The organism is Hydrogenophilus thermoluteolus (assembly GCF_003574215.1).
In the GTDB taxonomy this organism is placed as follows: Bacteria; Pseudomonadota; Gammaproteobacteria; order Burkholderiales; family Rhodocyclaceae; genus Hydrogenophilus; species Hydrogenophilus thermoluteolus.
Genome location: NZ_AP018558.1, coordinates 813,698 through 831,582 on the forward strand (window position 1 = coordinate 813,698; position 17,885 = coordinate 831,582).

The window sequence follows — 17,885 nt, forward strand, 5'->3', positions numbered from 1 at the left end:
GTCGATGAATGTTTCGACGATCTATCCGTGGCCCGATTGGCTCGAAGCGGTTTTTCGCGCGTGCCGTAACCGTTTTCCCAACGCATCGCTTGCGAGCGACTCGCGTCGGATCCAACCCGGTGACCTCTTTTTGGCGTTTCGCCACGACGGCCGAAACGGCTGGGACTATGTGGCCGATGCCATTCAGCGGGGTGCCGCGGCCGTCATTGCCGATCGCGATAGGGCAGGGAGCACCGAAGGAGAGATGGGCGCAGAGGGTACACCGGCTGACGCACCCGAAATCCTGGCCGGTCATGCGGGAGAAAAGTCGCTGTTGTGGCGCATCCCGGGTTTCCAGAACTGGGCGGGTGAGTGGGCCCACCGCTGGTACGATGCACCTTCGGAACACCTCTCGGTTTGGGGGGTTACCGGCACCAATGGCAAAACGACGGTGAGTCAGTGGTTGGCGCAGACGTTGGAACGGCTTGGACATGCAACCGGAGTGGTCGGGACTCTGGGCGCGGGACGGTTGGGCGCGCTCGATGCCACCGGGTTCACCACACCGTCTGCGGTGTTGCTACACACGTTGTTTGCCCGCTTTCGTGATGCCGGATGTCGCGTGGCAAGCCTCGAAGTTTCGTCGATCGGCGTCTGTGAGGGGCGCATCGACGGCGTACGGTTCCACGGGGCGATTTTCACCAACCTTTCGCGCGACCATCTGGATTACCACGGGTCGCTTGCGGCGTACGCCGAAGCGAAACGCCGTTTCCTTTTTCGCCCGGAGCTTGCCCATCAAATTTTCTGGGTCGATGATCCCTATGGAGCGCAATGGGGAAGCGCTGCGGCGCAAGAAGCCGAACGCACGGGGGACATACGCCAGCGTACGGTTTGGTGGGTCGGAACCGAAACGACCATTCGCCACCTGCAGAGAAGTGGCGCTGCTGCGCACGGTAGCGGTGTTGCTACGGTTGCGTTGACGGCGAAACCGCAGTGGATAGACGGGCGTTGGACCGTGCCGGTCACCATTCGCCTCCCTGAAACGGGGCATTTTGTCGGGAGAACGCAACCGCTGCAGGCGGGAACGCTCGAGGTGCCGGCAGCAGGGGCGTTTCAAATCGCAAACGGCGCGCTCGTCCTGGCCGCTTTGTTGGCGGAGGGCATCGCGTTGCCCGATGCGCTCGCCGCTTTGGCGCACGTGGTGTCGCCGCCTGGGCGGATGGAGGTGGTGGCGGATCGTCCGATGGTGGTCGTCGATTACGCGCATACGCCGGACGCGCTGGCACAAGCGCTCGAGAGCCTCCGCCCGATTGCCGCTGCGCGTGGCGGTGCGCTCTGGGTGGTCTTTGGGGCGGGCGGCAATCGCGATGCCGGGAAACGCCCGGAGATGGGACGGGCGGCGGCAGCGTGCGCCGATCGGCTGGTGGTGACGAGCGACAATCCCCGCTGGGAGTCGCCGGATGCGATCGCTGCCGCGATTCTGCGTGGGGTTCCTGCTGGCACTGACGTCACCGTGCAGTTGGATCGCGGCGAAGCGATCCGGTACGCGGTCGTTTCTGCCGCGGCTGACGATGTGATTTTGCTAGCTGGCAAGGGGCACGAGGGGTATCAGGAGATTGCCGGCGAGAAAATCCCCTTTTCCGATCACGAATGCGCGCGCGCTGCGTTGATGGCGCGTGATGCCAAGACGCCGTGCGCCGCGTCTTTTTCGCTTCAGGATCAACGATGAACACATCTTTGGCTGAAATCGCCGCGGCAATCGGGGTGCCGATGCCGCCAGAGGCTCAGGATCGGCGAATCGATGGTGTCACCACCGATTCGCGCGCAGCGTGTTCTGGGAAACTCTTCGTGGCCTTGACGGGGACGCGTTTTGACGGCCACGATTTCGTTGCGGCGGCGCTCACGCAAGGCGCCGTCGCGGCGATGGTTTCGGCAGCGCAATGGGCGCACCACCGAGACCGCACGTCGGTGCCTGCCGATCGCGTTTTACCGGTACCCGACACCTTGGCGGCATTGGGCGCAATCGGACAATGGTGGCGGCGGCAGTGGGGCGGCGCGGTGACCGCGGTGACTGGCAGCGCGGGCAAGACGACGACCAAAACCTTGCTCGCGTCCGCATTGGCTGCGATCTGGGGCGAAAGCCAAGTCTGGGCGACGCCCGGGAACTGGAACAACGCGATTGGCGTGCCACTCACGCTCTGTGGGATCGAAAGAAAGCATCGGGGTGTGGTCGTAGAAGTGGCGATGAATCAACCCGGGGAGATCGTTGCGTTGGGGCGGTTGGCCGAACCCAACGTCGCGGTGGTGTTGAACGCGCTGCGCGCCCACTTGGCCGGGCTGGGTAGCGTCGATGCGGTGGCGGCAGAGAAAGGGTCGCTCGTCACCACGCTCGCATCAGACGGGGTCGCCGTGCTGCCTGCCGATTCCCCTTTTTTCGCCGAATGGCGGGAGCGGGCGCAACCGCGCCAGATCGTGACGTTCGGGCGCGCGCCAGCGGCTATGGTGCGGTTGTGTCATGAGGTTGCCGATGCCGAAGGCATCCGCTGCGAGGTGGTCAGCGACCGGCAAGAAGCCACCGTGCGCCTGCCGTGGGTCGGGCGCCACTTCGCCGAATTGGCCTGTGCCGCGTTGGCGGTGCTCGATGCGCTGCAATTGCCGTGGGAGCCAGCGGTCGCTGCCTGGCAGGCTCTACCCCCCGTGGCGGGTCGGCTGCGGCGGCTGCAGACGCCCACCGGAACGGTCGTTCTCGACGACACGTATAATGCCAACCCCGACGCGATGCGCGCCGCGATCGACGCCCTGATGACATTGCCGCAGCCGCGCAAAGTGGTCGTGATGGGTGAGATGGCGGAACTGGGGGCGCATGGCAGCGAGCTGCACGAGGAGGTTGGCCGCTATGCCAAAGCGGCAGGTGTGACCCATTTTTTGACTTTGGGACCGAACGCCGAAGCGGCGGCTTCAGGGTTCGGCGACGGCGCAATGGCGTTCTCGGCTTTGCCGCGATTGTTGGACGCGCTGTTGCCGCTTCTCGATGCGCAGACAGCCGTTTTGGTGAAAGGTTCGCGCTCGAGTCGCATGGAGCGGGTCGTTACAGCGATCGCCCCATCGGCTGAGTGAGCGCGCAAGGAGAAGGGCATGTTGCTGGAATTGGCGCAATGGTTGGCGCACGAGGTGCGGGCATTCAACGTCTTTACCTACATCACGCTGCGCACGATGCTTGCGGCGCTCACCGCGCTCGTGGTCTCTTTCCTTCTGGGACCTGGTGTGATCCGCTGGTTGGCGGCAAAAAAGTTTGGGCAAGCGGTGCGCCAAGACGGACCGCAGAGCCATTTGATCAAGAGTGGGACGCCGACGATGGGCGGGGTGTTGATCCTGCTCTCCATGACGCTTGCAGTTCTACTCTGGGGGGATTTGCGCAACGCGTACGTTTGGGTGGTGCTTTGGGTCACGCTGGGTTTCGGTCTGGTGGGTTGGGTCGATGACTGGCGCAAAGTGGTGCACCGGGATCCGAAGGGGTTGCCGGCGCGGTGGAAGTACCTTTGGACTTCGGTGATCGCTTTAGCGGCTACCGGTTATCTGGCGTGGCAGGCAACGCTTCCGGTACATACCACGCTGATCGTTCCCTTCTTCAAAGAGGTATCGATTCCGTTGGGCACCGTTGGGTTGGTGGTGCTTGGCTATTTCGTGATCAACGGGGCAAGCCATGCCGTCAATCTCACCGACGGGTTGGACGGTCTGGCGGTGATGCCGGTGGTACTCGTCACCGGGGCGTTGGCGATTTTTGCCTATGTCGCCGGGCACGCGGTTTTTGCACGTTACCTGGGCGTCCCCTATGTGCCGGGAGCAGGCGAATTGGCGGTGGTTTGTGGCGCAATCTGTGGCGCTGGGCTTGGGTTCCTTTGGTTCAACGCGCATCCGGCGCAGGTGTTCATGGGCGATGTCGGTGCGCTGGCGCTGGGCGCAGCGATGGGGGCGATCGCGTTGATCGTCCGGCAAGAGATCGTCTTTTTCATCATGAGTGGGCTTTTCGTCGTCGAAGCGCTGTCGGTGATGCTCCAAGTGGGGTTTTTCAAATACAGCGGGGGAAAGCGGATTTTGCGGATGGCCCCGTTGCACCACCATTTCGAATTGGGTGGCTGGAAAGAGACGCAGGTGGTGGTGCGCTTTTGGATCATCACGATTATTCTGGTGCTGATCGGGTTGTCGACATTGAAACTGCGGTAGGTGGCGATGGATTTGGTCTTGGGCCTTGGGTTGAGCGGTGCGGCGATGGTGCGCTGGTTGGTGGCGCACGGTCTTTCTGTACGCGCTGCCGATACCCGCGCAGCGCCCCCAGAGAAGGAAGCGCTCATCGCCGAATGCCCAGGGGTCGAGTGGCGCTTCGGATGTGTGATGGACGCAGCGCTCCTCGATGGGGTCGATCGGGTCTGGGTGTCGCCGGGGCTGCCCACAGACCTCCCGTGCTTGGTCGCCGCCCGCGCGTGCGGTCTCTCGACTGGCGGGGAACTCGCGCTCTTTGCCGAAGTGCGGCGTGCCCGTGGCGATCGCGCGCCGATTCTGGCGATCACCGGCACCAACGGAAAAAGTACGACGACTGCGCTCGTTTCTCATCTGTTGACCGCGTTGGGGTGGGACGCGCCGCCGCTCGGCAATATCGGCAAACCGCTCCTAGCGGAGGCGTTGGAGCGGGAGCGAACGGGTCGTCCCTGGCCACAGGTATGGGTGGTCGAGCTCTCAAGCTTTCAGCTCGAGGCAGCTGGCACCTTTGCTGCGGATGCGGCGACGATTCTGAATGTGACCGAGGATCACCTCGATCGGCACGGCTCGATGGCCGCGTATGTGCGTGCCAAGGCGCGGATTCTCGAAGGGGCGGCGTGCGCCGTGTTACCGCGCGACGACGCAACGCTCTGGCAATGGCTCGGCGATGCCGCGCAACGCGTGCGAACCGTTACGTTCGGTCTCGACCAGCCGCCAACTGACGAAGACTGGGGCGTTGTTGAATCTGAGGGGCGTTCCTGGTTGGCGTGGGGGGATCGGCTGCTCGTGCCAACCGACCGTTTGCCGCTTCTGGGGCGTCACAACCAGCGCAATGTGTTGGCGGCGCTCGCGCTGGTGGTTCATCTTACGGGGTGGGACGATCGGTTGGCGGCAGCGGTGACCTCTTTCCGCGGGTTACCCCACCGCATGGTGTTGGTCGCGACGCGCAGCGACGGCGTTCGTTTCGTCGAAGATTCGAAAGGAACCAACGTAGGCGCGACGGTTGCGGCGATCACGTCGCTGGATGCGCCGATTCGCTTGCTGGCAGGTGGCGATGGCAAAGGGCAATCGTTCGTGCCCCTTGCTGAAGCGGCGCGGGGACGCGTCCGCTGTGCGTACCTGTACGGCCGCGATCGCACTGCGTTGGCCGAGGCGTTCACGGCAGCGGGTGTCGCGGTCCATTGTTGTGAAAGTCTTGAGGAGGCGACGGCACGGGCCGCCCGCGACGCAGAGCCCGGCGATATCGTGCTGCTGTCTCCTGCGTGTGCCAGTTGGGATCAGTTTCGGGATTACCGCGCACGCGCTGCGTGTTTCGTTGCTGCCGTCGAGCGCCATTTGACCACGGAGCAGATACCGTGATGAAGGTCTGGACCGCGTTGTGGCCTCGAGAACGCCAAGCGGTGGAAACGAAGCTGCCCACTCACGTTTGGCTCCCGGCGCAGTTGCGCCCCTACTTCGACCGGCCTGGCGCACCTGACCCGTTGCTGCTCTGGCCAACGCTTTTGCTTGTCAGTTGGGGCCTGGTGATGGTCTATTCGGCAAGCATCGCGGTGGCTGCGGAACAGTACGGGACCCCCTATTTCTTCTTGATTCGGCAGCTAGTCTTCGTTGCGATCGGTTTGGGCGTGGCGTGGTGGACCTATCGCTTGCCGTTGCGCTGGTGGGAAAGGAATAGTCGCTGGCTTTTTGCGGCGTCGCTCGTCTTGCTTGTCCTGGTGCTGATCCCTGGGATCGGGAAAACGGTCAATGGGGCGCAGCGATGGATTGCGCTGGGGCCGCTCAATCTCCAACCTGCAGAGATCGTCAAATTCACGATCGCGCTTTTTGCCGCCAACTACACCGTGCACCATTTCCATGCGATGGAGCGCTTCTTTGCCGGGTTTTTCCCGTTTTTGCTCATGGTCGCGGCGGTCGGTTCGTTGCTGCTTTGGCAACCCGATTTCGGCTCGCTCGTGGTGGTGAGCGCAGTGGCGTTTGGCATCCTTTTCATGGGCGGGCTCAGTTGGCGAATCGTCGGGTTACTCATAGCCGCGGCGCTTTTGTTGTTTGCCGCGTTGGTCGTCGTCTCCCCCTACCGGATGCAGCGATTCGTGGCGTTTCTTGATCCGTGGTCGGACCCGTTGGGGAAAGGGTATCAATTGACCCATGCCCTGATCGCCTTCGGTCGTGGGGAATGGTTGGGGGTTGGCTTGGGCGGCAGCATCGAAAAACTCTTCTATTTGCCCGAAGCGCACACCGATTTCATTCTGGCCGTGATCGGTGAGGAGTTGGGCTGGTTGGGGGTTGTGACCGTGGTGCTCCTGTTTGCGGTCTTGGTTTGGCGTATGGTGGACGTGGGGCGACGGCTGGTGCAGGTGGAGGCCTATTTCGCCGGTTTGGCCGTGATCGGCGTGGCGCTCGGCGTTGGTGTGCAGGCAGCGATCAACATGGGGGTCAATGTCGGATTGTTGCCGACGAAAGGGCTCGCGCTGCCGTTCATGAGTTACGGCGGTTCGGCACTGGTGATGAACCTGCTCGCGGTGGCGTTCGTGATGCGGGCAGAATGGGAGTTGCGATCGTTATGTCGTCGGAACCCCGTGTAGCTGCGCTTGCCGCCGGCGGGACAGGCGGACACATCTTTCCGGCACTTGCGGTCGCGCACGCGCTCGAACGCCGCGGCTGGACCGTGGTTTGGCTGGGGAATTCGGCTGGGCTGGAAGCGAAAATTGCGGCGGAAAACGGGATTGCGTTTTATGACGTGGCGTTCGGTCAGGTGCGGGGTAAAGGGTGGCGCCGTTGGTTGTCGTTGCCCGTGGCGCTTGGTAAAGCAACGGGGCGGGCAGTTCGGGGGTTGCGCGCCCATCGGGTTTCTGCGGTCGCAACGTTCGGAGGATACGTCTCGGTTCCCGCTGCGCTCGCGGCCAAACGGTTGCGGTTGCCACTGGTGATCCATGAGCAGAACGCGCGCGCGGGGCTGGCCAACCGGGTGCTCGCGCCACTTGCCAGCCGCGTGTTGACCGCGTTTTCCAATGGGTTGCGCCGCGCAGAAGTGGTGGGAAACCCGGTCCGCGATGCGATCGTCGCGCAACCGGAGCCATCGCTGCGCTATCGTGACCGGGAAGGGCCGTTGCGCCTTTTGGTGTTGGGCGGTAGCCTGGGGGCGCAGCGGCTCAACCGACTGGTTCCGGTTGCGCTTCGGTTGCTGGCGCCCTCGGAACGCCCGTTGGTGCGCCACCAAACGGGGGAACGCGATTACGAGGCAACGCTGGCTGCCTACCGCGATGCGGGTGTGACCGCACAGTGCGAACCGTTCATCGTCGAGATGGGGGCGGCGTTGGCGGGAAGCGACTGGGTTGTGTGTCGTGCGGGTGCGATGACGGTCTCTGAAGTGGCGGCGGTTGGGGTTGCGGCCCATTTTGTTCCCTATCCGTACGCCGTCGATGATCATCAATACGCGAACGCCCAATGGCTGGTGGCGCAGGATGCGGCGCTGGTAACGCGCGAGGCCGATTTGACGCCGGAGCGGTTGGCCGATTGGTTGCGTCACGCTTCGCGAGCCGACGCGGCCCGCATCGCGCAGCGAGCCTACGCGTTGGGTATCCGTGACGCCCAAGTGCGTATCGCTCAAGTGATCGAGGAGATAACCGACCGATGAAACATCGGGTACGAAAAGTTCATTTCGTAGGCATCGGCGGTGTTGGCATGAGCGGCATCGCGGAGGTTTTGGTCCAGATGGGGTTTGCGGTGAGCGGCTCCGATCTGACGCTCAGTCCAACGGTCGAACGGTTGCGCCAAATGGGGGTGACCGTGTTCCTCGGACACGACGCAGCGCACCTTCAGGATGCCGACGCGGTGGTCGTCTCTTCCGCAATCACGCCCGACAACCCCGAGTGGGTCGAGGCGCGAAAGCGGCGGATTCCGGTCGTGCCGCGTGCCGAAATGTTGGCCGAGCTGATGCGCTTTCGCCAAGGTATTGCGATTGCCGGCACGCACGGCAAGACGACCACGACCTCGCTCGTCGCTACCTTGTTGGCCGAAGCCGGACTCGATCCTACTTTCGTGATCGGTGGGCGGCTGTTGGCTGCGGGCAGTAACGCCAAATTGGGTTCAGGTGCTTATCTCGTCGCGGAAGCGGACGAATCGGACGCCTCTTTCTTGCACCTTTCCCCCGTGATCGCGGTGGTGACCAACATCGACGCCGATCATATGGCCACCTACGGCCACGATTTCGAGCGGTTGAAGGCGCACTTTCTGGAGTTTCTCCACCGCCTGCCGTTTTGGGGGGTCGCGGTCCTGTGTTGGGACGAAGCGCCGGTGCGCGAAATTGCCCAGCGGTGTAGCCGCGTGGTACTCTCGTATGGGTTCCATCCGGAGGCGATGGTCCAGGCAGAAGACGTGGTGGTGCGTGACGGCAAAACCCATTTCACGCTGGTGCGCCGCAACGGTCAGGCGCGGCGCACCGCAGTGACGATGTCGCTTCTGGGAACGCACAACGTGCGCAACGCGCTCGCGGCGGCTGCGGTGGCGAGTGAATTGGGGGTCGATGACGAAACCATCGCGCGGGGGCTTGCGACGTTTCAGGGAGTTGCCCGCCGGTTCGAACGCCATGGGTGGTTCGTGCTGACGAATCCAACTGGTGCGCGTGTGCGGTTCGAACTGGTCGACGACTACGGCCACCATCCGCGGGAGCTCGCCGCAACGATCGAGGCTGCTCGTTTGGCCTATCCAAACCGGCGTCTGATCCTTGTCTTTCAACCCCATCGCTATACCCGCACGCGCGACTGTTTCGACGACTTCGCCCAGGTGCTTTCCGAGGTAGATGGTTTGGTCTTGACCGAAGTCTATCCGGCGGGCGAAGAGCCGATCCCGGCAGCCGACGGCCGAGCGCTCGCTCGTGCCGTTCGGTTGCGCGGACGGGTCGAACCGGTTTTCGTCGATGCGATCGACGGGATTCCTGAGGCGCTTGCCGCGGTGGTCCAAGACCACGATCTCGTGCTCAGTATGGGGGCGGGGTCGATCGGGACGTTGCCCCGCTTGCTGGCACCTTACGCGGAGCAGGCATGATGCGCGAACGGATAGCCGTTTTGATGGGCGGGGCGTCCGCGGAACGGACGATTTCGCTCCGCTCCGGAAATGCCGTGTGTGCGGCGCTTACCCGAGCGGGGTTTGACGTGGTCCCGTTCGATCCCAAACTGCGCGACTGGCCGGAGTTGACGCAGGAAGGGGTTACCAAGGCGTTCGTCGTCCTGCACGGACGGGGGGGCGAAGATGGGACCGCGCAAGCGATACTCGAGTGGTTGCGCATTCCCTATACGGGAAGTGGTGTGTTAGCAAGCGCGCTGGCCATGGACAAATGGCGGACCAAGCTCGTTTGGCAGGCGGTGGGATTGCCGGTGATTCCTGGGATTCGCGTGACACGGGATGCGTGGCAGCGAGATGCCGACGCCGTGCTCGACACGGTGCGGGAAGCGGTTCCGGCACCGTGGTTCGTCAAGCCGGTCCATGAGGGTTCGAGCGTTGGGGCGGGGGCTGCTGCGAATCGGGACGCACTGGTTACGCGCATCGAAGCGGCGTTGGCGTACGACGACGACGTGCTCGTCGAGCAGCAGGTGCGGGGTCGGGAATTGACCGTGGCGTTCCTCGGCGATGAGGTCTTGCCTGTGATCGAGATCGAAGCGCCCGAAGGCAATTACGATTTTCACCACAAATATGAGAGTAGCGATACGCGCTACCATTGCCCGGCACCCCTTCCGGAGTCGATCTTGCGGGGATTGGAAACGCTCGTTGTGCAGGCGCGCGACGCATTGGGTTGTGAAGGATGGGGCCGTGTCGATCTTCTCTGGGACGGGAGCGAGGCGAAATTGCTCGAAATGAATACGGCGCCCGGTATGACCGACCATTCGTTGGTCCCGATGGCGGCGCGTGCCGTGTGTCTGGATTTCGACCAACTCTGTGTGCGCATTCTCGAAACGGCGCGGCTCAAAGGGGGCTTTTCGTGCGCGCACGGTTGAGTGGCGTGCAACGGTGGCGGTTGGGCGCGAAAGTTGCGTTCGCAGGGGCGTTGCTCGTCTGGGGGCTTGGCTTGTTGGCTCTGGTGCGGGAGCGGCTCTTCGTGCCGGTTCGAGAGGTTGCGCTGATGGTGGCCGAAGGGTCGGTTGCCCAGATCGATCCGGAACAGGTGGTCGAGACGGTGACGCAGCAGGTGCGCGGGCAGGCGCTCTGGGAAGTCGATCTGATCCGCATCGAGCGGCAATTGAAGGCGTTTCCCGTCGTCGATCGGGTTCGGGTGGAGCGCGTTTGGCCGGACCGACTGGTGATCGAGTTGGCGTTGCGCAAACCGGTATTGCGCTGGCGCAATTTGGATGACGGCACATGGCGCTGGATCGACGCGCAAGGGCGCCCATTCCAAGATCGGCTTTCCCCCGAAAATGGCGAAGAGATTTGGCTTGCCGCACACGAGGCGCAATTGGTCGACGCGTTTCGCAACCTTCGAGTGGTTGCACCAGTCTTGCCCGATACGTTACACCTCAGCGGAATCACGCTGTCCCCATTGGGTGCGATCACGGTGACCTTCGTCGAACCCGTCGAATGGTTCCTGGGAACCGTCGCCTCACCTGCAGCAGCGAAACAGCGGGTGGCGTGGCTGAGCCAGCGTTGGCCGCAGTTGGTCAGCCGTTTGGGGGCGATGCCAACCCGCGTCGACTTGCGCCACGATCAGGCTTTCGCGGTCTCGTTACCCCCTGCGCCCGCAGCCGAACAGGATAGACACGGATGAGCGAACGGACAGCCCCTTTTCTTGCCCTCGATATCGGTACCGCGAAAACCGTAGCGGTCGTAGCACGCCGACGCCCCGAGGGGGGCGTCGACGTCTTGCACCTGGTCGAAGTGCCCACAGGGATGGGGTTGCGGCACGGCATGGTCGTCAATATCGACGCCACGTTGGCCGTGGTTGCTCGCGTTGCCGAAACGTTGCAAGAGAAAATCGAAACGAACTTTTCGGAGGTACGCGCGACGATCAGCGGCGCACACCTCGCTTGCTTGGACAACGAAGGGATCGTGCCCGTGCACGGTGCGGAAGTCTCCGAACAGGATGTCGCGCGCGTCTTGGAGGCCGCCAAACAGCTGCCGCTTGCCGAAGATCGCCAATTGTTGCACGCGCTGGTGCAGGAGTTCGTACTCGACGATCTGGGCGGAATCGCGAACCCGGTGGGGATGAGCGGACGAAAACTGGCGGTACGGGTGCATGTCGTCACCGGATTGAAGAGCGCAACGCACAATTTGGTGAAATGTATTCGTCGCGCGGGGTTGAATTTGACCACGTTGATGGTGCAAGGGCTGGCTGCGGCGCAAGCGGTGCTTACCGAAGACGAAAAAGCGCTGGGCGTGTTGCTCCTCGATATCGGCGCCGGGACGACCGATATGGTGGTCTATGCGCAAGGAGCGGTTCGGTATTGCACCGCGTTGCCGCTGGGTGGGGATCGCATCACCCATGACATCGCGATGGCGCTGCGCACCCCCGCTGCCGACGCGGAACGGCTCAAATGTGCGTACGGCGCGGCATCCTACGACTGGGTGGCGATGGATGAGTTCGTCGATGCCCCGGCGATTGGCGACCGCCCCCCGCGGCGTTTGGCGCGGCAGCGGCTCGTCGACGTGATCCACCCGCGCGTCGAGGAGATTTTCGAAATGGCGTTGGAAACGCTGCGCGAGCAGGGGCTCGAAGAGCAGATCAGCGCCGGCGTAGTCCTGACCGGGGGAAGCGCGAAATTGAGCGGCATTTCGGATCTGGCGGAAGCCGTTTTCGGAGCACCGGCGCGAGTGGGAATTCCCTATTTGAGCAATGAAGCCGAAAAGTGGGAGGATCCTGCGTATGCTGCGGTCAGTGGTCTGCTGCACGCACAATGGGGGGATGCTGCGGTTTGGACCAAACGGCGGTCCGGGTGGTTCGCGCAGTTGCTGCGTTGGTTTTTTGGCACAGAAAATCGTTGATTGGCGATAAATCGGTTAGAATCGAACAAAGTCAGGGAGAAGGGTCATGGCACTGCACGCATTGGAAGAGGTGGTCGAATCGGCAGAGGCGAAAACAGTCATTCGTGTTTTGGGCGTCGGCGGGGCCGGGTGTAACGCGGTCGATCACATGATCCGTGAGGGGGTAGCTGGCGTCGAGTTCGTCGCGATCAACACCGACGCGCAAGCGCTCTCCCGTGCGCTCGCGCCAACCAAAGTCCAATTGGGACGCAGTGGTCTCGGTGCCGGGTCGAAACCGGAAGCGGGGCGGGAAGCGGCGTTCGAAAGTCGAGACCAAATCGCCGAAGCGCTCGACGGTGCGCACATGATTTTCATCACCGCCGGGATGGGTGGGGGAACAGGAACCGGTGCGGCGCCTGTGATCGCTGAGATCGCGAAAGAGATGGGGATCCTCACCGTTGCGGTGGTCACCAAACCGTTCGAATTCGAAAATCGCGACCGCGTTGCTGAAAGCGGGATCGAAGAGCTCACGCGCCACGTCGATTCGTTGATTGTGGTCTTGAACGATCGGCTGCTGGAAGTGTTCGGCGACGATGCCCCGTTCGAAGCGTGCTTCAAAGCCGCCGACGATGTCCTCAAAAACGCAGTTGCCGGGATCGCCGAAATCATCAATGTTCCCGGTATGGTGAACGTCGACTTCCAAGACGTGCGCACCGCGATGGCGGAGATGGGACGGGCGATGATGGGTTCGGCAGAGGCAAGCGGAGTCGATCGGGCCCGCGTCGCCGCCGAACAGGCAGCGGTGAGCCCGCTCCTTGAGGGGACCGAACTCTCTGGCGCTCGGTGTGTCTTGATCAACATCACCGCAAGCCGCAGCTCGCTCAAGATGAGCGAAGTGCGTGACGCCGTGCGGGCGATTCAGGGTTATGCCGCGCCGGAGGCGTTCGTCAAATACGGCACCGTTTTCGACGACGCGATGGAAGACCGAATTCGGGTCACTGTCGTCGCGACAGGACTGGGGGCGGGGCGTCGTCAGACTACGTCCGACCTTTGGGAAGAGGCCCGTGCGACGGGTACCTATGGTGCTGCGGCTACGCATGCCGTAGCGCCGAATGGTCGTTCCGCGAGCGCAGCGGCAGCGGAAGCGAGCAAAGTGATCCGCTCGTCACGTGCCACCGGGCGCAAACCGGTCCGCTCGTTCGCCGAGCAGTTGGCGAGCAAGGGCATGGACAAACTCGACATCCCTGCGTTCCTGCGCAAACAAAACGACTGAACGGGGCGCGTCCGTGATCCCGCAACGAACGCTCGCTCGTCCCGTCCAGACCGTTGGCGTGGGATTGCACAGTGGAGCCAAGGTCGCGTTGCGTCTGCTCCCGGCTCCCCCAGATGCCGGAATTCGATTCGTACGGATCGACCATTCCCCCGCGGTGGAGATCCCCATTTCCGCCGACGCGGTGGCGGAGACCCGTCTCTGCACCGGAATTCGTCGCGGGGATGTCGGGGTGGGAACGATCGAGCACCTCCTCTCTGCGCTTGCAGGGGTGGGTGTCGACAATGTTACGATCAAACTCGATGGCCCCGAAGTGCCGATCATGGATGGCAGCGCGGCGCCGTTCGTCTTGTTGCTTCTGGAGGCAGGGACGGTCGCACAATCGGTACCACGCCGTTTTGTCCGCGTGAAGCGTCCGGTTGTGGTCGAGGATGGCGACAAATGGGCGCGGTTGGAGCCGTTCGACGGGTTCCGGCTTTCGTTTCAGATCGAATTCGACCATCCAGCGATCGCCGCGTCGAAGACGGAAGCGGTCGTCGATTTTGCCGAAGAGAGCTACTTGCGCGCGGTGGCGCGTGCCCGTACGTTCGGTTTCGTCCATGAGGTCGAGCAGTTGCGCCAGATGGGGCTTGCGCGCGGTGGCAGCCTGGAGAACGCCGTGGTGCTCGACGAATTTCGGGTGCTCAATCCCGGCGGCCTACGGAGTCCCGATGAGTTCGTCCGCCACAAGATCCTCGACGCGATTGGGGATCTCTACGTGCTGGGGCACCCGCTGCTTGCCCATTACCGCGCGTACAAATCGGGGCATGCGCTCAACAACCGGCTTTTGCGCGCGCTTCTGGCCGACCAAACTGCGTGGGAGTGGGTGACCTTTACCGATTCCAGCTCCGCGGGTCATCGCGTTGGCTGGCCCCATCGCCGCCCCTCCCTCCTGCCGATACCTGACGCCGTTCCGGTTTCTTGACGGTGATTGCGTTTCGTATCGTCCTCGTCCTCACCGTTTTGGCTGTGCTCGTGGCGCTTGCTGCCTATTTCGTGACCGGTGAGCGGCGGTGGGTGCGCTGGGCGCTGCGCGGCGCGAGCGTAGGCGGCGCGATCCTGCTTCTCTACTTACTGCTTTTTCTGCTCGAGCGGCTCGTCGCGCTGTGACTGGGGGCTCGCAGCGGGCGCGTTTTCGGTCGCGCGGCGAAGCCACGCGGTGAGCGATTGTGCCAAGGGGTCGTCTGCGGGAAGTTGCGCGCGCAGCTCGGTGAGCGCCGCGATCGCAGCTTGGCTCAACCCGCGTGGCGCATGTGCCGGCGCTTGCGGGCGTTGCGCGAGCGTCTGCACGAGCTCTGGCCGCACCCGCCAGCGGATCGCCGTGACGGCAAAGCCGCGGCGACCCAGTTCCGCGATGAGCGTTGGGGTCATCTGTTTCAATTTCGCGACGACGAGTGCGGACGGACTCATCACCGTCAATTGTCCCCCCTCGAAGCGGCCGACGCTCAATTGCGCGCACCACTCGGGCGGCAGGATTTCGCTCAGCGCCTGCTGCACTTGCCACAACCATAACCCTTGACGCTGCAATTCGCGCAGACGCGATTCGCCCGCGAACGCCTCCGGAAGACGCTGAAAGGACATGATACACTTCACCTTTGACGCGTAATCGCCTTGGAATGTAGCATGATCGCGAAGCTTTTGAAAAAGATCTTTGGCAGCCGCAACGACCGGTTGATCAAACAGTACCGCGGAATCGTCGCGCGGATCAACGCCCTCGAAGAAGCAACCGCCCGTCTCTCCGATACCGAATTGCAAAACAAAACCACGGAATTCAAACAGCGCTTCGCCAACGGCGAATCGCTCGACACGCTGCTGCCTGAAGCGTTTGCAGTGGTCCGTGAAGCGGGCAAGCGCGTGCTGGGGATGCGCCATTTCGACGTCCAGTTGATCGGCGGCATTGCGCTGCACCAAGGGAAAATCGCCGAAATGCGCACCGGTGAGGGGAAGACTTTGGTCGCGACCCTTCCCGCCTATCTCAATGCGCTTACCGGCAAAGGGGTGCACGTCGTTACGGTGAACGACTACTTGGCCAAACGGGACGCCGAATGGATGGGGCAATTGCACCGTTTCCTGGGGCTGACCGTGGGTGTCAATCTGCCAGGGATCGACCACGCGGCGAAGCAGGCGGCCTATGCGTGCGACATCACCTACGGGACCAACAACGAATTCGGGTTCGATTTCTTGCGCGACAACATGGTCTATCGCCCCGAGGATCGAGTGCAGCGGGGGCTCCATTACGCGATCGTCGACGAAGTCGATTCGATCTTGATCGACGAAGCGCGAACCCCGCTCATCATTTCGGGACAGGCCGACGACAATACCGAACTCTACGTCAAAGTGAACGCCATCATCCCGCTGCTCTCGGAGCAGAAAATGGAAGGGGATGAGATCGTAACGCCGGGTGACTACACCGTCGACCTCAAAGCACGCCAGGTGCTCCTCACCGAACAAGGGTATGAAAAGGTCGAGCGCATCCTCACCGAACAGGGGCTGTTGTCGGAAGGGACGAGTCTTTACGATCCGCGCAACATCACCCTGATGCACCACGTCTTTGCCGCGCTGCGCGCACATGCGCTCTTTCATCGTGACCAACACTACGTCGTTCAGGATGGTGAGATCATCATCGTCGATGAATTCACCGGTCGTTTGATGCCCGGTCGCCGCTGGTCGGAAGGGTTGCATCAGGCGGTCGAAGCCAAGGAAGGGGTCCCGATTCGCGCCGAGAATCAGACGCTCGCGTCGATCACCTTCCAAAACTACTTCCGGATGTACGAAAAATTGGCGGGAATGACGGGGACCGCCGACACCGAAGCCTACGAGTTCCAGCAAATCTACGGCCTTGAAACGGTGATCATCCCAACCAACCGGCCGATGATCCGCAAGGACGAAAACGACCGGATCTACCGCACCGCAAAAGAGAAGTGGCAAGCGGTGATCGAAGACATCGAAGAGTGCCGCAAACGCGGTCAGCCGGTGCTGGTCGGGACGACCTCGATCGAAGTGAACGAATTCCTCTCTGGGCTCCTCAAAAAAAGGGGGATCCCACATCAGGTGCTCAACGCGAAGCAGCATGCGCGAGAAGCGGAGATCATCGCTCAGGCGGGGCGCCCGGGGATGGTGACGATCGCGACCAACATGGCAGGTCGGGGTACCGACATCATCTTGGGCGGGAATATCAAACCTCAGGTCGAAGCGATCCGCAACGACCCCAACCTTTCCGAAAGCGAAAAAGCAGCGAAGATCGAAGCGCTCGAGAAGGAGTGGGAAGAGAACCATCGCTGGGTGATCGAAGCCGGGGGGCTACGCATCATCGGGACCGAGCGGCACGAGTCGCGCCGTATCGACAACCAATTGCGCGGTCGCGCCGGTCGTCAGGGCGACCCCGGCTCGTCGCGTTTCTACCTCTCGCTCGAAGACCCGCTCCTCAAGATCTTTGCGGGCGACCGACTCAATGCGTTGATGGTGCGGCTCAAAATGCCCGAGGGGGAGGCGATCGAACATCCGATGGTGACGCGGGCATTGGAGACCGCGCAGCGGCGGGTCGAGCAGCACAACTTCGATATCCGCAAGCAACTGTTGGAGTACGACGACGTCGCGAACGAACAGCGCAAGGTGCTCTATGCGCTGCGTAACGAAGTGGTCGACGCCGCGAGCGTCGCGGAGATGATCGACGAGATGCGCGCGGGGGTTTTGCGCGACACGTTCCGTACCTTCGTACCGCACGACAGTATCGTCGAGCAGTGGGATCTTACCGGACTCGAGCAGACGCTTGCCAGCGAATTCGCATTGCCGCTCCCGGTCAAAGCGTGGCTCGAAGCGGAACCGGAACTGAGTGACGAAGCGATGCTGGCGCGGATCCTGGAAGCCGCAGATCACGCCTACGCCGAAAAGAAAGCACTCGTCGAGCCTGAAGCGTGGGCGCAGTTCGAACGTTCGCTGCTCCTGCAAAGCATCGACCAGCACTGGCGCGAACATCTTGCAGCGCTCGACCATCTGCGCCAAGGCATCCACCTGCGCGGATACGCGCAGAAGAACCCGAAACAGGAGTACAAGCGGGAGGCGTTCGAGCTTTTCGAAACGATGCTTGAGGCGATTCGCCGCGACGTCACACAAATCCTGATGACGGTTCGGATTCAAGCGCCGGAAGCGGTCGAGGCGGTGGCCCAACAGGAACCGGAACTCAAAGCGCTCCATTTCGAACATCCCGACGCGGGTGTTGCGACCGCAGCAGAATCGGAAAGCGACGGGCAACGCGCTGGCCAAGCGGAAACCAAGGGCGAACCGTTCCGCCATGCGCTTCCCAAGGTGGGGCGGAACGACCCGTGCCCGTGCGGATCGGGGAAGAAATACAAACACTGTCACGGCCGTTTGGTGTGAACCGCTCTGGGCAAGCGGT

The 17,885-nt window shown here is 62.6% G+C and carries 15 protein-coding genes; 14 read left to right on the forward strand and 1 reads right to left on the reverse strand.

What is annotated here, in order from left to right:
* Positions 1 to 4: 4 nt before the first annotated feature.
* Genes HPTL_RS03975 through HPTL_RS04035 form a run of 13 tightly spaced genes read left to right on the forward strand, consistent with a single transcriptional unit; the run spans position 5 to position 14,599 of the window.
* The gene (locus HPTL_RS03975; RefSeq protein ID WP_119334812.1) at positions 5 to 1,705 is read left to right on the forward strand and encodes a Mur ligase family protein; all 1,701 of its coding nucleotides are present in this window, start codon (positions 5 to 7) and stop codon (positions 1,703 to 1,705) included.
* Complete coding sequence (locus HPTL_RS03980) at positions 1,702 to 3,093, forward strand: UDP-N-acetylmuramoyl-tripeptide--D-alanyl-D-alanine ligase (RefSeq protein ID WP_119334813.1); 1,392 nt, start codon at positions 1,702 to 1,704, stop codon at positions 3,091 to 3,093. Before HPTL_RS03975 ends, HPTL_RS03980 begins: the two co-directional genes overlap by 4 nt.
* 18 nt (positions 3,094 to 3,111) lie before the next feature.
* Positions 3,112 to 4,200, forward strand: a complete 1,089-nt coding sequence (gene mraY / locus HPTL_RS03985; protein WP_119334814.1) for a phospho-N-acetylmuramoyl-pentapeptide-transferase — start codon at positions 3,112 to 3,114, stop codon at positions 4,198 to 4,200.
* A gap of 6 nt (positions 4,201 to 4,206) precedes the next feature.
* The gene (gene murD, locus HPTL_RS03990) at positions 4,207 to 5,592 is read left to right on the forward strand and encodes a UDP-N-acetylmuramoyl-L-alanine--D-glutamate ligase (protein ID WP_145981786.1); all 1,386 of its coding nucleotides are present in this window, start codon (positions 4,207 to 4,209) and stop codon (positions 5,590 to 5,592) included.
* Positions 5,592 to 6,815 (forward strand): putative lipid II flippase FtsW, encoded by a 1,224-nt coding sequence (ftsW, locus tag HPTL_RS03995; protein ID WP_119334816.1) that lies wholly within the window; start codon positions 5,592 to 5,594, stop codon positions 6,813 to 6,815. The genes murD and ftsW overlap by 1 nt, the downstream gene beginning before the upstream one ends.
* Positions 6,794 to 7,867, forward strand: coding sequence for an undecaprenyldiphospho-muramoylpentapeptide beta-N-acetylglucosaminyltransferase (murG, locus tag HPTL_RS04000; protein WP_119334817.1), 1,074 nt, complete (start codon positions 6,794 to 6,796; stop codon positions 7,865 to 7,867). Before ftsW ends, murG begins: the two co-directional genes overlap by 22 nt.
* Positions 7,864 to 9,276 (forward strand): UDP-N-acetylmuramate--L-alanine ligase, encoded by a 1,413-nt coding sequence (gene murC, locus HPTL_RS04005; protein ID WP_119334818.1) that lies wholly within the window; start codon positions 7,864 to 7,866, stop codon positions 9,274 to 9,276. The genes murG and murC overlap by 4 nt, the downstream gene beginning before the upstream one ends.
* Entirely contained in the window at positions 9,276 to 10,223 is a 948-nt protein-coding gene (locus HPTL_RS04010) for a D-alanine--D-alanine ligase (RefSeq protein ID WP_119334819.1), read from the forward strand. The genes murC and HPTL_RS04010 overlap by 1 nt, the downstream gene beginning before the upstream one ends.
* The gene (locus tag HPTL_RS04015) at positions 10,208 to 10,987 is read left to right on the forward strand and encodes a cell division protein FtsQ/DivIB (protein WP_119334820.1); all 780 of its coding nucleotides are present in this window, start codon (positions 10,208 to 10,210) and stop codon (positions 10,985 to 10,987) included. Before HPTL_RS04010 ends, HPTL_RS04015 begins: the two co-directional genes overlap by 16 nt.
* Positions 10,984 to 12,201: a cell division protein FtsA gene (ftsA, locus tag HPTL_RS04020; protein WP_119334821.1), complete on the forward strand. Its 1,218-nt coding sequence runs from the start codon at positions 10,984 to 10,986 to the stop codon at positions 12,199 to 12,201. Before HPTL_RS04015 ends, ftsA begins: the two co-directional genes overlap by 4 nt.
* A gap of 46 nt (positions 12,202 to 12,247) precedes the next feature.
* On the forward strand, positions 12,248 to 13,453 hold the full coding sequence (ftsZ, locus tag HPTL_RS04025; protein WP_197713773.1) for a cell division protein FtsZ: 1,206 nt from the start codon (positions 12,248 to 12,250) through the stop codon (positions 13,451 to 13,453).
* A gap of 13 nt (positions 13,454 to 13,466) precedes the next feature.
* Entirely contained in the window at positions 13,467 to 14,414 is a 948-nt protein-coding gene (gene lpxC, locus HPTL_RS04030; RefSeq protein ID WP_119334822.1) for a UDP-3-O-acyl-N-acetylglucosamine deacetylase, read from the forward strand.
* 2 nt (positions 14,415 to 14,416) lie between these two features.
* Complete coding sequence (locus HPTL_RS04035) at positions 14,417 to 14,599, forward strand: hypothetical protein (protein WP_145981787.1); 183 nt, start codon at positions 14,417 to 14,419, stop codon at positions 14,597 to 14,599.
* Here the strand turns inward: HPTL_RS04035 and HPTL_RS04040 are convergent.
* A complete protein-coding gene (locus HPTL_RS04040; protein WP_119334824.1) occupies positions 14,561 to 15,070 on the reverse strand; it encodes a DciA family protein in 510 nt (169 codons plus the stop codon). The two genes, HPTL_RS04035 and HPTL_RS04040, sit on opposite strands and share 39 nt — an antisense overlap.
* 42 nt (positions 15,071 to 15,112) lie before the next feature.
* Here HPTL_RS04040 and secA point away from each other — a divergent pair, with 42 nt between their 5' ends.
* Positions 15,113 to 17,866: a preprotein translocase subunit SecA gene (gene secA, locus HPTL_RS04045; RefSeq protein WP_119334825.1), complete on the forward strand. Its 2,754-nt coding sequence runs from the start codon at positions 15,113 to 15,115 to the stop codon at positions 17,864 to 17,866.
* Positions 17,867 to 17,885: the final 19 nt, after the last annotated feature.

Bases quoted from the DNA above. Each gene is read 5' to 3' on its own strand.
- HPTL_RS04010 (WP_119334819.1), top strand. From the start codon at position 9,276: ATGCGCGAACGGATAGCCGTTTTGATGGGCGGGGCGTCCGCGGAACGG.
- murD (WP_145981786.1), top strand. From the start codon at position 4,207: ATGGATTTGGTCTTGGGCCTTGGGTTGAGCGGTGCGGCGATGGTGCGC.
- ftsW (WP_119334816.1), top strand. From the start codon at position 5,592: ATGAAGGTCTGGACCGCGTTGTGGCCTCGAGAACGCCAAGCGGTGGAA.
- HPTL_RS03975 (WP_119334812.1), top strand. From the start codon at position 5: ATGAATGTTTCGACGATCTATCCGTGGCCCGATTGGCTCGAAGCGGTT.
- secA (WP_119334825.1), top strand. From the start codon at position 15,113: ATGATCGCGAAGCTTTTGAAAAAGATCTTTGGCAGCCGCAACGACCGG.
- HPTL_RS03980 (WP_119334813.1), top strand. From the start codon at position 1,702: ATGAACACATCTTTGGCTGAAATCGCCGCGGCAATCGGGGTGCCGATG.
- ftsZ (WP_197713773.1), top strand. From the start codon at position 12,248: ATGGCACTGCACGCATTGGAAGAGGTGGTCGAATCGGCAGAGGCGAAA.
- murC (WP_119334818.1), top strand. From the start codon at position 7,864: ATGAAACATCGGGTACGAAAAGTTCATTTCGTAGGCATCGGCGGTGTT.
- mraY (WP_119334814.1), top strand. From the start codon at position 3,112: ATGTTGCTGGAATTGGCGCAATGGTTGGCGCACGAGGTGCGGGCATTC.
- HPTL_RS04040 (WP_119334824.1), bottom strand. From the start codon at position 15,070: ATGTCCTTTCAGCGTCTTCCGGAGGCGTTCGCGGGCGAATCGCGTCTG.
- ftsA (WP_119334821.1), top strand. From the start codon at position 10,984: ATGAGCGAACGGACAGCCCCTTTTCTTGCCCTCGATATCGGTACCGCG.
- murG (WP_119334817.1), top strand. From the start codon at position 6,794: ATGTCGTCGGAACCCCGTGTAGCTGCGCTTGCCGCCGGCGGGACAGGC.